Here is a 12,807-nt window from a genome sequence, read left to right on the forward strand (position 1 = left end):
GCGTAAGCTTGTATCGGCTCAGATGTCGTTGCCGAGCGCGCCCTTGACCTTGCCCACGAACTGCTCGCCCTTGCCCTTGAGCTCCTGCGCGGCACCTTCGTCGCGGGTGGCCGGGTTCGGCGACTGCTGCTTCACCTTGCCGGTGAGCTCGTTGACATTGCCTTTGATCTTGTCGGTAAGTTCACCCATGCTCGTTCTCCTGGCTGCGGGGCCGGCACCGTGTCGGCGCTCTTGCATCCCGTTGCAGAAGATAACGGCCCGCGATGCGCGGGGTTCCTAACGCGTCGGTGCCGGCACATCGTCCAGGAAAGCGAGCACGGCCTTCCAAGTCGGCTCCGCACCTTCCGGATTGCGTTCGCGCAACAGCGTGGAGGAGCCATGCACGCCGCCAAGCTTCGGGACGAAGTGGACCTCCGTTTCAGCCGGGGCAGCATCGATCACCGCGCGTGCCGCATCGATCTCCCGCCCGTCCTGCGCCGAAGTGACGAAGATCGGTACACGGATCTTCGCCGCGGCGCGTGCGAGCAATTGCCTGTCATCGAAATACTCGCCCGGCGAGAAGGCCAGCACCGCCGCGACCTCTTGCGGCCGCTCGCTCGCAAGCAGCAGCGCCAGCGATGCCGAATAGCTGCTGCCCCACAGGATCACCGGCAACTTCTTCGTCTTGGCCCAGTCCAGCGCCGCGATCAGGTCCGGCTTCGCCTCGAGATAACCGACGCGTTTGCCAAGTCGCTGGGCAGTGAGATTGCCGCCGAACAAGTCGCCGCCCACGCGCTGGTCGATGCGCAGCGAGGCATAGCCCGCCTGGGCTAGTCGCGGTGCGATCAGCGCGTATTCGTCCTTGCCCGACCGGTCCTGGTGAAACAGCAGGATCAGCGCGCGGGGATGCTCGACCTGGGTGTAGACGCCGTCGATCTTCACGCCGTCTGCGGTGGTGAGCGTGACAGGCTCGGCGGAGATGCGGCCGGGCGATGCCTGATTGGCGGTGCTCTGCCCCGGAGGCCCACAGCCTCCGAGCGCCAGCAGCCCGGCGAGCACCGCCGCGCGCATCAGATCAGGCCGGCAAGTGGGCTCGACGGATCGGCATAGCGGCGCTTGGCCATGCGCCCGGCCCGGTAAGACAGCCGCCCCCCCTCGACCGCGGCCTTCATCGCCGACGCCATCAGGATCGGGTCCTTGGCCTCCGCAATGGCAGTGTTCATCAGCACGCCGTCGCAACCCAGTTCCATCGCGACCGCTGCGTCCGATGCCGATCCGACGCCCGCATCGACCAGCACCGGCACCTTGGCACCCTCAACGATCAGGCGGATCGTCACTTGGTTCTGGATGCCCAGCCCTGACCCGATCGGCGCACCCAGCGGCATGATCGCCACCGCGCCGACATCCTCCAGCCGCTTGGCGGCGATGGGATCGTCGACGCAATAGACCATCGGCTTGAAGCCTTCCTTGGCCAGGATCTCGGTCGCGCGCAGTGTTTCGACCATGTCCGGATAGAGCGTGCGCGCCTCGCCGAGCACTTCAAGCTTTACCAGTTCCCAGCCGCCAGCCTCACGCGCCAGTCGCAGCGTGCGGATCGCGCTGTCGGCGTCGAAGCAGCCGGCGGTGTTGGGAAGGTAGGTGATCTTCTTGGGATCGATATAGTCGGTCAGCATCGGCGCAGTGGGATCGCTGACGTTCACGCGGCGCACCGCCACAGTGACGATCTCGGCGCCGGAAGCCTCCACCGCCGCGGCGTTCTGCGCGAAATCCTTGTACTTGCCGGTGCCGACGATCAGCCGCGAGCGGAAGGTCTTGCCCGCCACGCTCCAGCTGTCGTCCGCGGTCACCGCGCCGGCATGGTCACCACCGCCGACGAAATGCACGATCTCCAGCTCGTCGCCGTCCTCGACCAGCACTTCACCCAGGGTCGAGCGCGGCACAACCTCCAGGTTGCGCTCCACGGCGATCTTTTCGGGCACCAGCCCCAACTCCTCGGCAAGCTTGAGGATCGTAAGCCCGGCGGTCACCCGCTTGTGCTCGCCATTGACGCTGATGGAGACGGTACCGTCGGTGTGCATGAACCAGCCTTGAAATTTGATCGGGGACGCCGGGTCATATAGGGTCCCCCGCGCTGACGCCGCAACCGAAAGGCATGTTCTTGGCCGACACGATCTACGTCCTCAATGGTCCCAACCTCAATCTGCTGGGGCTGCGCGAGCCGGAGATCTATGGCCATGACACGCTGGATGACATTGCCGGTCAGCTGGAGGACCGGGCGCGCGAACTGGACCTTGAGATCGACCTGCGCCAGTCGAACCACGAGGGGCATCTGATCGACTGGTTGCACGAAGCGCAGGCGCGCGGCGCCAGGGCTGTTCTGCTCAACGCCGGCGGCTTTACCCACACTTCGGTCGCACTTCATGACGCCATCAAGAGCATCAAAACGCCAGTGATCGAGGTGCACCTCTCCAATCCGCATGCGCGCGAGGACTTCCGGCACATCAGCCTTGTCGGACGTGCCGTGCGCGGAACCATCGCCGGCTTTGGCGCGCTCAGCTACATGCTCGCGCTTGAAGCCGCCGCGCGACTCTGACAGAGGGCGCGGTTTAATTCGTACAGAAGGGTCGTCTGTGGCCGAGAACAACAACAGCGGGGCAATGCAGGTAGATATCGAGCTGGTACGCCAACTCGCTGCCGTGCTCGACGATACGCAACTCACCGAAATCGAAGTGGAGGACGGCACCCGCCGCGTCCGCGTCGCGCGCAAGGTGCAGGCCGCACCGGCGATGATGCACATGGCGCCGCCCGTGGCGATGCCGGCACCAGTCTCGCCTGCTGCCGCTCCGAGCGAAGTCGGCGCGCCTGCCCCTGCTGCGACGCAGAACGCAGTGAAGTCGCCGATGGTCGGCACTGCCTATCTGAAGCCCAATCCTGAGGCGAAGGCGTTTGTCGGCGTGGGCGACAAGGTCGCGGCCGGCGACACGCTGCTGATCATCGAGGCGATGAAGGTGATGAACACCATCAACGCGCCTGCCGCCGGCACGGTCCGCGCGATCCTGGTCGAGAACGGCCAGCCCGTCGAGTTCGACCAGCCGCTCGTGGTCGTCGAGTAAGCATGCCGCAGATCAAGAAGCTGCTGATCGCCAATCGCGGCGAGATCGCGCTGCGCATCCATCGCGCCTGCCATGAAATGGGGATCAAGACGGTCGCGGTGCACTCCACCGCCGATGCGGACGCCATGCATGTGCGGCTGGCGGATGAGGCAATTTGCATCGGGCCGCCCCCCGCGGGCGAGAGCTATCTCAACATCCCGAACATCATCTCGGCCGCCGAAATCTCGGGCGCCGACGCGATCCACCCGGGCTATGGCTTCCTGTCCGAGAACGCCCAGTTCGCCGAGATCGTCGAAGCGCACGGGATCAGGTTCGTCGGGCCCAAGCCCGAGCATATCCGCACCATGGGCGACAAGATCGAAGCCAAGCGCACCGCGGGTGCACTTGGCCTGCCGCTTGTCCCCGGTTCGGATGGCGCGATCAGCGACATTGCGGAAGCCAAGGCCATTGCCGAACGGGCCGGCTATCCGGTGATCATCAAGGCGGCTTCGGGCGGCGGCGGGCGCGGCATGAAGGTCGTGCACGATCCTGCCGAGCTTGAGACCCAGATGCTCCAGGCGGGCAGCGAGGCGAAAGCCGCGTTCGGCGATGCCACGGTCTATCTCGAAAAATATCTCGGCAACCCGCGGCACATCGAATTTCAGGTGTTTGGCGACGGCAACGGCAACGCGATCCACCTGGGTGAGCGCGACTGCTCGCTTCAGCGCCGTCACCAGAAGGTGCTTGAGGAAGCGCTGTCGCCGGTCATCACGCCGGAAGATCGCGAACGTATGGGCGCGATCGTCGCCAAGGCGATGGCCGACATGGGTTATCGCGGCGCGGGCACGATCGAGTTCCTGTGGGAAGACGGCGAGTTCTATTTCATCGAGATGAACACGCGGCTTCAGGTCGAGCATCCGGTGACCGAGATGATCACGGGCATGGACCTGGTCCGCGAACAGATCCGCGTCGCCGAGGGCCACTCGCTCTCCGTCACGCAGGATGAAATCGAGTTTCGCGGCCACGCGATCGAGTGCCGCATCAACGCCGAGGACCCGAAGACCTTCGCGCCCTCACCTGGCAAAATCACTGCGTTCCACGCGCCGGGCGGCATGCACGTGCGCGTCGATAGCGGCATTTATGCCGGCTATAAAATCCCCCCCTATTACGACTCGATGATCGCGAAGCTGATCGTCTTCGGCCGCACTCGCGAAGGCTGTATCCGCCGCCTCCGCCGCGCCCTCGAGGAGTTCGTTATCGAAGGCGTGAAGACTACCATCCCGCTCCACCAGGCGCTGCTCGACGAGCCGGACTTCCAGTCCGGCAACTACACGATCAAGTGGCTGGAAGAGTGGCTGGCGAAGCAGGACGCGTGAAGGCCAGCATCTATCACAATCCGCGATGCTCCAAGTCGCGCGAGGCGCTGGGAATCCTCCAGGATGCCGGCGCCGAGGTGGAGGTCATCGAGTATCTGAAGACCCCGCCCAGCCGCGCCAAGCTGGCCGAGCTTTATGCCCGCGCGGGCATGACGCCCCGGGCTGGCTTGCGCGTGGCGGAGGATGCTGCACGGCCGCTGAAGAATGCAGGCGCCGACACCATCCTGGACGCGATGACCGTCGATCCGATGCTCATCGAGCGGCCGCTGGTGGAAACCGAAAAGGGCGTGCGTCTCGGCCGGCCTCCTGAAAAGGTGCGCGAAATCCTGTGATCGCGCTGCGGTGAGTCAGCCCGAGGCGATCGCACGGCCTGGCGATACCGCCTGGCGGATCGAACAGGCGACTCGCGTGTCGGTGATCGTGGATGCGGAGGATTATTTCCGTGCCGTCCGCGACGCGATGCTCGAGGCCAAGCACCAGATATTGCTGATCGGCTGGGACTTCGATGCGCGTATCCGGCTAGCCCAGGCATGCGAAGAGGCGCCCGATGCGCCAGAGCAGGTCGGCCCGTTCCTCACTTGGCTCGCCAGGCGGACACCGTCGCTGAACATCTACCTGCTGCGATGGGACATGGGTGCGCTAAAGTCCCTCCTGCGGCCAAAGACCGTAGCGACCATTGCGCGCTGGATGCTGCACCCGCGCATACATCCGCGGCTGGACGGCCACCATCCACCAGGCGCTTCGCATCACCAGAAGATCGTGGTGATCGACGATTGCCTCGCCTTTTGCGGCGGCATCGACATGACCATTGGCCGCTGGGACACGCGCGAGCATCGCGACGACGATCCGCGACGGGCCAATCCGGAATGGCGGCAGCATGGGCCCTGGCACGACGCGACCACTGCGCTCCAGGGACCGATCGCCAAGGCTTTGGGCGAACTCGCCCGCACCCGCTGGTCGCTCTCCGGAGGGCCTGAGATCCCCGAGCCGCCCAAGACCGATCTGTGCTGGCCCGAACGGCTCACTCCGCATTTCGAGAACATCCAGGCCGGTATCTCGCGTACCCAACCCGAAATGGACGGAGAGACGCCCGTCCACGAGATCGAGCGCCTCTACCTTGCGCTGATTGCCAGCGCGCGGCGCACGATCTACGCCGAGAGCCAGTATTTCGCCTCCCGCCGCATCGCCGAGGCGATCGCCCGCCGACTGGACGAGCCGGACGGCCCGGAGATCGTCATCGTCAATCCGGAAAAGGCGGACGGCTGGCTCGAACAACTCGCCATGGACACGGCGCGCGCGCGGCTGTTCGAGGCACTGCGCCAGCGTGATCGCCACGGCCGCTTCAGGCTCTATCATCCCTTCACCGCGGCCGGGCAGTCCATCTACGTTCATGCCAAGGTGCTGGTGGTCGATGATCAGGTGCTCCGCATCGGCTCATCCAACTTCAACAACCGCTCGCTCCGCCTGGATACCGAATGCGATGTGACGGTCGAGGCCCGCGATGCGGACATGCGAACGAGCATTCAGGGTATCCGCGACGGTCTGCTCGCCGAGCATCTCGGCACCACGCCGGAGGAAGTCGCCGCGACGATAGAGGCCAGGGGGTCGCTGGTCGCAGCGATCGAGGCACTGCGAACCCGCCCGGGGCGCACGCTGCGCCCGTACGAGACGCCCGACCTCACCGCCGTTTCCGGCTGGCTTGCGGAGAACGAGGCGCTCGACCCTGAAAACCCGGACGACCTGTTCGAGCCGGTGGCGAGCGGCGGCCTCTTTCGTCGCCTGCGCAAGCCGAGGTAAGAAGGGGCACCAACAAGGAGCCTCTGAATGCCCCCGAGTCCCTGGCAGCATCATCGCAACACCGGTCTGGCCGACGATATCGATTTCGAGATCAAGGGACAGGAGCTTCAGTTCGTCGAGATCGAACTAGATCCGGGCGAGAGCGCCGTGGCGGAAGCCGGGGCCATGGTGTGGAAAGACGCGCCGGTGACCATGGCCACCGTGTTCGGCGACGGCAGCGGCGGCCAGGGCGGCGGCTTCATGGGCAAGCTGCTGGGCGCCGGGAAAAGGCTGGTCACCGGCGAGAGCCTGTTCACCACCGTCTTTACGCATGAAGGGCGCGGCAAGGCACGCGTGGCATTTGCCTCGCCCACGCCGGGCGCGATCCTGCCGATCAAGCTGGATACGCTGGGTGGGGCGTTGATCTGCCAGAAGGACAGCTTCCTGGCCGCCGCCAAGGGCGTGTCGATCGGCATCCACTTCCAGCGCCGGATCATGACCGGCCTGTTCGGCGGCGAAGGCTTCGTCATGCAGCGGCTGGAGGGCGATGGCTGGGTGTTCGTCCAGATGGGCGGCACTGTAGTAGAGCGTGTGCTAGAGGCTGGGGAGGAACTCCATGTCGACACCGGCTGCATCGCGGCGTTCACGCCCAGCGTCGACTTCGACCTGATCGCCGCGGGCGGGGTGAAGAGCATGGTCTTTGGCGGCGAGGGCGTGTTCTTCGCGCGGCTCACCGGCCCGGGCAAGGTGTGGATCCAGTCCCTGCCCTTCTCCCGTTTGGCGGGCCGGATGTTCGCAGCCTCGGGCGCGATGGGCGGCGGTAACCGCGGCGAAGGGTCGGTGCTCGGCGGCCTGGGCGATTTCATTGGGGGCAACCGCTAAACAGGAGCAGGAGCAGGGGCATGGTGCAGGTGACGGCTCGGCTACGGCAACACTGGTTCTATGCGCTCATCCCGCTCTGGCTCGCGGCGTCGCTCAACTTTCAATCCGCGCATGACTGGCAGGCACGGCCTCAGCTTGGTGAGGCAGTCGCCTTGTTCGACTGGTGCCTGTTCGTCCCGGCGCTTTATGTGCTTTGCTACCGCAAGAGCCGGCCGGCAAAGGCGGTGGCGATCCGGGTTCTGGCGCTGACCTGCGCGGGCATCTGGGTCGCTGGTCATATGGTGCCGGACCCGGCGCAAATACTGCTCCGTGACTGGGCGTGGCTTCGGGGCGTCGGCATTGCCGGGCTTCTCCTACTGGAAACCGGTGCGATCATCGCCATGCTGCGAGTCGCCTTCTCCAAAGATCCCACCCCTCAAGCGCTCACCGACAGGGGCGTGCCCCCGATCCTTGCCCGTATGATGCTTGCAGAGGCGCGCTTCTGGCGCTGGCTCTTCTCGCGCCGGCGAGAGTGATCGACCGCGTCAATCTGTCTGACCAACGGAGATCGTTTTCCACTGACGCGTTGTGCGCTTAGCCTGTTCGTACTTGAGCGAGAGAGGAGCCTCCCCATGGACGCCGTCACCGAGAACAGCCCGATCAACGATCCCAATAAACAGCCCGAGGCGCTTCGCCGCCTGCTCGGCCAGACGCCGCGTGATTGGTGGCCCGAACAGCTCAGCCTGGAAATCCTTACCCAGAACGGGGTGTCGCCCAATCCTTATGGCCCCGAGTTCAACTATCGCGAGGAATTCAAGAAGCTCGATTACTGGGCGGTGAAGGAAGACCTCAAGGCGCTGATGACCGACAGCCAGCCCTGGTGGCCGGCCGATTACGGGCATTACGGCCCGTTCTTCATCCGCATGGCGTGGCACTCCGCTGGTACCTATCGCACCGGCGACGGTCGGGGCGGTTCCTCCTCGGGCGGTCAGCGCTTCGCGCCGCTCAACAGCTGGCCCGACAACGGCAATCTCGACAAGGCCCGCCGCCTGCTCTGGCCGGTGAAGCAGAAGTACGGCGCGCGGCTCAGCTGGGCGGACCTCTTCATCCTGACCGGCAATGTGGCGATCGAGTCAATGGGCGGGCCGACCTTCGGCTTCTCCGGCGGCCGCGAGGACGTGTTCGAGCCCGCACGCGACATCTATTGGGGCACCGAAGAGGAATGGCTCGGCCAGACCCGCATCGACGAGGAAGCGGGCCTCACGCTTGAGAACCCGCTTGCCGCGATCCAGCACGGCCTGATCTACGTGAATCCCGAGGGCCCGGGCGGCAAGCCTGACACCAAGGGGTCGGCGCGTGACCTGCGCGAGACGTTCAAGCGCATGGGCATGAACGACGAGGAGACCGCGGCGCTAACCGCCGGTGGCCACACCTTCGGCAAGGCGCATGGTGCGGGCGATCCGTCCAAACTCGGGCGCGAGCCTGAAGCTGCGGACATCGCGCAGATGGGCCTGGGCTGGGCGTCGAGCCATGAAAGCGGCATGGGTGACCACACCATCACCAGCGGGATCGAGGGGGCATGGACCCCCACCCCTACCGAATGGGACATGACCTATTTCGACAACCTGCTCGACCATGAGTACGAGCTGGTGAAGAGCCCGGCGGGTGCCCATCAGTGGCAGCCGGTCGGCAATCCCGAAGAGACCCAGGCGCCGGCGGCGCATACGCCGGGCAAGAAGGTCCCGACGATGATGACGACCGCGGACAAGGCGTTCAAGGACGACGCGAATTACCGCGCCATCCTGGAGAAGTTCCGCGCCGATCCGGCCTATTTCGCCGATGCCTTTGCCCGCGCCTGGTTCAAGCTGACGCACCGCGACATGGGACCCAAGAGCCGGTACATCGGCCCCGAAGTCCCGCAGGAGGACCTGCTCTGGCAGGACCCGGTCCCCGCCCCCGCACGCGATGCGATCACTCCGAACGACGCCGCGGGCCTGCGCCTGCTAATTGGCAAGTCCGACCTTACAGTTGCGGAGCTGGTCACCACCGCCTGGGCATCGGCCTCCACCTATCGCGGGTCGGATCGTCGCGGCGGCGCCAACGGCGCGCGCATCCGCCTGGCGCCGCAAAAGGATTGGGAGGTCAACCGTCCCGAGGAACTCGCCCGTGTCCTCCAGGTCTATGAAGGCATTAAGGCCGAGTTCGACAGCAGCAACGCGCAGGGACGCAAGGTTTCGATCGCCGATCTGATCGTGCTCGGCGGCTCGGTGGGCATCGAAAAGGCGGCACTTGCGGCTGGCCATGCCATCGAGGTGCCCTTCACCCCTGGCCGTACCGATGCGAGCCAGGAGCAGACCGACATAGAGAGCTTTGCGGTGCTCGAGCCCAAGGTCGACGGCTTCCGCAACTATCTGTCGACGCGGTTCACCGTTCCGACCGAGGAGTTGCTGGTCGACCGCGCGCAGTTGCTGGGTCTTTCGGCTCCGGAGATGACGGTGCTGGTCGGCGGACTGCGCGTGCTGGGCGCCAATCACCCCAAGGCCGAGAAGCACGGCGTGCTGACCACCCGCCCGGGCACGCTGACCAACGACTTCTTCATCAACCTGCTCCAGATGGCCACCGCCTGGAAGCAGGTGTCGGAAGAAAGCGACCAGGAGTTCGTCGGCACCGACCGCCACACGGGCGAACAGGTCGGCACCGCGTCGCGCACCGATCTGGTGTTCGGGTCCAACAGCCAGCTTCGCGCGATCGCCGAGGTCTATGCCTGCGATGATGCCGGGCAGAAGTTCGTCCGCGACTTCGTGGCCGCGTGGGTAAAGGTGATGAACGCGGATCGGTTTGATCTGCTGGACTAAAGGCAACACACTCCCCTCCCTGCAAGGGAGGGGTCGGGGGTGGGTGCGAGCGCAGCGAGCCCTACCTGCCACAAGAGAAAAGGCCGGGGGATCGACCCCGGCCTTTTCTACACCCACCCCTCGCCCCTCCCTTTCAGGGAGGGTTTGGATTTGGTCGCACGCGAACAGGTGACGCCGTCAAAAGCCCTCGCTATGGGCTCCAGCCATGACTCAGATCACCCCCGAGATCGTCGCCGAGCACGGCCTGTCCCCTGAGGAATATGAGCGCGTCCTGAAGGCGATGGGCCGCGAGCCCAACCTGACCGAGCTTGGCATCTTCTCGGTGATGTGGTCCGAGCATTGCAGCTACAAGTCGAGCCGCATCCACCTGAAGAAGCTGCCGACCACCGGTCCGCAGGTCATTTGCGGTCCCGGCGAGAATGCCGGCGTGATCGACATCGGCGACGGCCAGGCCGCCATCTTCAAGATGGAGAGCCACAACCACCCGTCCTACATCGAACCGTACCAGGGCGCAGCGACGGGCGTCGGCGGCATCCTGCGCGACGTGTTCACCATGGGCGCGCGGCCGATTGCCAACATGAACGCGCTGCGCTTCGGCCGGCCTGACCATCCCAAGATGCGCCACCTGATCGCCGGCGTCGTCCATGGCATTGGCGGCTATGGCAACTGCGTGGGCGTGCCGACGGTGGGCGGCGAAGTGAACTTTCACCCGGCCTATGATGGCAACATTCTGGTCAACGCGATGACCGTGGGCGTTGCCGACCAGGACAAGATCTTCTATTCGGCCGCCTCGGGCATCGGCAATCCGATCGTCTATGTCGGATCGAAGACCGGCCGCGACGGCATCCACGGCGCGACCATGGCCTCGGCCGATTTCGGCGAGGACTCGGAAGAGAAGCGCCCCACCGTGCAGGTCGGCGATCCCTTCACCGAAAAGCTGCTGATCGAGGCGTGCCTGGAACTGATGGCCTCCGACGCGATCGTCGCGATCCAGGACATGGGCGCGGCCGGCCTTACCTCCTCCTCGGTCGAGATGGCGTCGAAGGGCGGCGTCGGCATCGAGCTGGTGATGGACGATGTGCCCCAGCGTGAAGAGGGCATGACGCCGTACGAGATGATGCTCTCGGAGAGCCAGGAGCGTATGCTCATGGTGCTCAAGCCCGGCCGCGAGGACTTTGCTGAGGCGATCTTCCGCAAGTGGGAGCTCGACTTCGCGGTGATCGGCCATGTCACCGACACTGGCCGCATGGTGCTGAAGTGGAAGGGCGACACCGTCGCCGACATCCCCCTCGCCCCGCTCGCCGACGAAGCGCCGCTCTACGACCGTCCGCATGTGCCCACGCCCAAGCCGGCCGAGCTGACCGATGTGCCGGAGAGCGTCGATCCTGCCGCCGACCTGCTCAAGCTAATGGGCTCGCCCGACATCGCCAGCCGGCGTTGGATCTGGGAGCAGTATGACCACATGGTCGGCGCCGATACCGTGCAGCGCCCGGGCGGCGACTCCGCGGTGGTCCGCGTTCACGGCACGCAGAAGGCGCTGGCGATGACCACCGACTGCACCCCGCGCTATTGCTTCGCCGACCCGGTCGAGGGCGGTAAGCAGGCGATTGCGGAGGCGTATCGCAACCTGTCGGCGGTGGGCGCCACCCCGCTGGCGGTGACCAACTGCCTCAACTTCGCCAATCCGCAGCGGCCCGAGATCATGGGCCAGATCGTCGGCTGCCTGGAGGGTATGTCGGAAGCGTGCCGCACGCTCGACTTCCCGATCGTGTCGGGCAACGTCTCGCTCTACAACGAGAGCAAGGCGACCGGCGGCGGCTCCGCCATCCTTCCCACTCCCGCGATCGGCGGCGTCGGCCTGCTCAAGGATTGGCAGAAGAATTGCACGATCGGCTTCAAGGGCACCGGCGACATCGTCATCGCGCTCGGCGAGCGCGCCGGCCATCTCGGCCAGTCGATCTGGCTGCGCGAGATCCATGGCCGCCAGGAAGGCCCGGCGCCTGAAGTCGACCTGATGATGGAGCGCCGCCTGGGCGCGTTCGTCCGCTCGGCGATCGGCACCGGCTGCATCACCGCCTGCCACGACGTTTCGGACGGCGGGCTTGCGGTCACGCTCGCCGAAATGGCGCTCGCCTCCAACATCGGCGTGATCATCGACCAGCCCCAGCCCTTCGGCATCGCCGGCTCGCTGTTCGGCGAGGATCAAGGCCTGTATGTCGTCACCGTGAAGGACGAGGCGCTGGCCGACTTCCTGGTCGCTGCGGACAAAGCGGGCCTGGTCGCCGATCCGATCGGGCGCACCATCGCCAACCGGCTCATCTTTGAGTTGGAAGAGGGTGACTACTGCGTTTCCATCGCGGACCTTCGCGACGCGCATGAGGGCTTCTTCCCGACGCTGATGGGGGAAGACGCCGCATTGGCGTAACGAACATGAGGGGTTCCTCCCTCTTGTTCGCGCGTTAGGCTGCGAACGAGAGGGAGACGCTTCATGGCCGCAGACCACGCACTCGCAAAGCAATTGGGGCTGAAGCCCGGCATCCGCTGCTGGTTCCACAACCTGCCCGATGGACTGCGCGCACGACTCGATTCCGACGCGCTCGGAGTTGAGGAACAGGCCACCGCAACGGACGGCATGCAGTGCGCGATATTGTGCGTCGCGGATGACCGGACGCTGGAACGCGAACTTGCCGCCGCGGCGCCGCTGCTGGCGACCAATGGCTTCCTCTGGGTCGTCCATCCTGGCGACGGGGAACTGCAAACCCAAAGAATTGGTGACCTGGCCGCTCCGTTGCACCTCGTACTTGCTGACTCTTGCAGTCTGGGAGACAATTGGTCAGGACTGAAGTTGATCGCGAGATGACGTACGTA

The 12,807-nt window shown here is 65.4% G+C and carries 13 protein-coding genes; 10 read left to right on the forward strand and 3 right to left on the reverse strand.

The window, feature by feature from the left end:
* Positions 1-18: 18 nt before the first annotated feature.
* The 3 genes from LQ953_RS01130 to thiS form a co-directional block, all read right to left on the reverse strand.
* Complete coding sequence (locus tag LQ953_RS01130; RefSeq protein ID WP_231028610.1) at positions 19-189, reverse strand: CsbD family protein; 171 nt, start codon at positions 187-189, stop codon at positions 19-21.
* Positions 190-276: 87 nt separating this feature from the next.
* Positions 277-1,050 carry an alpha/beta hydrolase gene (locus LQ953_RS01135; protein ID WP_231028611.1) on the reverse strand — a complete coding sequence of 258 codons (774 nt, stop codon included), beginning with the start codon at positions 1,048-1,050 and terminating at the stop codon, positions 277-279.
* Positions 1,050-2,057 carry a sulfur carrier protein ThiS gene (thiS, locus tag LQ953_RS01140; RefSeq protein WP_269141215.1) on the reverse strand — a complete coding sequence of 336 codons (1,008 nt, stop codon included), beginning with the start codon at positions 2,055-2,057 and terminating at the stop codon, positions 1,050-1,052. Before thiS ends, LQ953_RS01135 begins: the two co-directional genes overlap by 1 nt.
* Before the next feature lie 80 nt (positions 2,058-2,137).
* Here thiS and aroQ point away from each other — a divergent pair, with 80 nt between their 5' ends.
* From aroQ to LQ953_RS01195, 10 genes are all read left to right on the forward strand, one after another.
* A complete protein-coding gene (aroQ, locus tag LQ953_RS01150; RefSeq protein WP_231028612.1) occupies positions 2,138-2,572 on the forward strand; it encodes a type II 3-dehydroquinate dehydratase in 435 nt (144 codons plus the stop codon).
* Between the two features lie 37 nt (positions 2,573-2,609).
* Positions 2,610-3,092: an acetyl-CoA carboxylase biotin carboxyl carrier protein gene (gene accB / locus LQ953_RS01155; protein ID WP_231028613.1), complete on the forward strand. Its 483-nt coding sequence runs from the start codon at positions 2,610-2,612 to the stop codon at positions 3,090-3,092.
* Positions 3,093-3,094: 2 nt separating this feature from the next.
* Positions 3,095-4,447 carry an acetyl-CoA carboxylase biotin carboxylase subunit gene (gene accC / locus LQ953_RS01160; RefSeq protein ID WP_231028614.1) on the forward strand — a complete coding sequence of 451 codons (1,353 nt, stop codon included), beginning with the start codon at positions 3,095-3,097 and terminating at the stop codon, positions 4,445-4,447.
* Positions 4,444-4,779, forward strand: a complete 336-nt coding sequence (gene arsC, locus LQ953_RS01165) for an arsenate reductase (glutaredoxin) (protein ID WP_231028615.1) — start codon at positions 4,444-4,446, stop codon at positions 4,777-4,779. The genes accC and arsC overlap by 4 nt, the downstream gene beginning before the upstream one ends.
* 10 nt (positions 4,780-4,789) lie before the next feature.
* Positions 4,790-6,244, forward strand: coding sequence for a phospholipase D-like domain-containing protein (locus LQ953_RS01170; RefSeq protein ID WP_443026525.1), 1,455 nt, complete (start codon positions 4,790-4,792; stop codon positions 6,242-6,244).
* A 27-nt stretch (positions 6,245-6,271) separates the two neighbouring features.
* On the forward strand, positions 6,272-7,105 hold the full coding sequence (locus tag LQ953_RS01175; protein ID WP_231028616.1) for a TIGR00266 family protein: 834 nt from the start codon (positions 6,272-6,274) through the stop codon (positions 7,103-7,105).
* A gap of 20 nt (positions 7,106-7,125) precedes the next feature.
* Positions 7,126-7,620, forward strand: a complete 495-nt coding sequence (locus LQ953_RS01180; protein ID WP_231028617.1) for a hypothetical protein — start codon at positions 7,126-7,128, stop codon at positions 7,618-7,620.
* Between the two features lie 96 nt (positions 7,621-7,716).
* Positions 7,717-9,939, forward strand: coding sequence for a catalase/peroxidase HPI (gene katG, locus LQ953_RS01185; RefSeq protein ID WP_231028618.1), 2,223 nt, complete (start codon positions 7,717-7,719; stop codon positions 9,937-9,939).
* A gap of 205 nt (positions 9,940-10,144) precedes the next feature.
* Entirely contained in the window at positions 10,145-12,364 is a 2,220-nt protein-coding gene (purL, locus tag LQ953_RS01190; protein ID WP_231028619.1) for a phosphoribosylformylglycinamidine synthase subunit PurL, read from the forward strand.
* Between the two features lie 63 nt (positions 12,365-12,427).
* Positions 12,428-12,799 carry a DUF3052 family protein gene (locus LQ953_RS01195; protein WP_231028620.1) on the forward strand — a complete coding sequence of 124 codons (372 nt, stop codon included), beginning with the start codon at positions 12,428-12,430 and terminating at the stop codon, positions 12,797-12,799.
* Positions 12,800-12,807 lie beyond the last annotated feature (8 nt).

Origin of the sequence: Sphingomonas sp. IC-56 (genome assembly GCF_021043375.1) — a bacterium.
Lineage (GTDB): Bacteria > Pseudomonadota > Alphaproteobacteria > Sphingomonadales > Sphingomonadaceae > Sphingomonas.

What these genes read in the sequence shown, in the direction of transcription:
- LQ953_RS01130 (WP_231028610.1), bottom strand. Translation starts at nt 189, where the DNA reads ATGGGTGAACTTACCGACAAGATCAAAGGCAATGTCAACGAGCTCACC.
- LQ953_RS01135 (WP_231028611.1), bottom strand. Translation starts at nt 1,050, where the DNA reads ATGCGCGCGGCGGTGCTCGCCGGGCTGCTGGCGCTCGGAGGCTGTGGG.
- thiS (WP_269141215.1), bottom strand. Translation starts at nt 2,057, where the DNA reads ATGCACACCGACGGTACCGTCTCCATCAGCGTCAATGGCGAGCACAAG.
- accC (WP_231028614.1), top strand. Translation starts at nt 3,095, where the DNA reads ATGCCGCAGATCAAGAAGCTGCTGATCGCCAATCGCGGCGAGATCGCG.
- LQ953_RS01175 (WP_231028616.1), top strand. Translation starts at nt 6,272, where the DNA reads ATGCCCCCGAGTCCCTGGCAGCATCATCGCAACACCGGTCTGGCCGAC.
- LQ953_RS01180 (WP_231028617.1), top strand. Translation starts at nt 7,126, where the DNA reads ATGGTGCAGGTGACGGCTCGGCTACGGCAACACTGGTTCTATGCGCTC.
- katG (WP_231028618.1), top strand. Translation starts at nt 7,717, where the DNA reads ATGGACGCCGTCACCGAGAACAGCCCGATCAACGATCCCAATAAACAG.
- purL (WP_231028619.1), top strand. Translation starts at nt 10,145, where the DNA reads ATGACTCAGATCACCCCCGAGATCGTCGCCGAGCACGGCCTGTCCCCT.
- LQ953_RS01195 (WP_231028620.1), top strand. Translation starts at nt 12,428, where the DNA reads ATGGCCGCAGACCACGCACTCGCAAAGCAATTGGGGCTGAAGCCCGGC.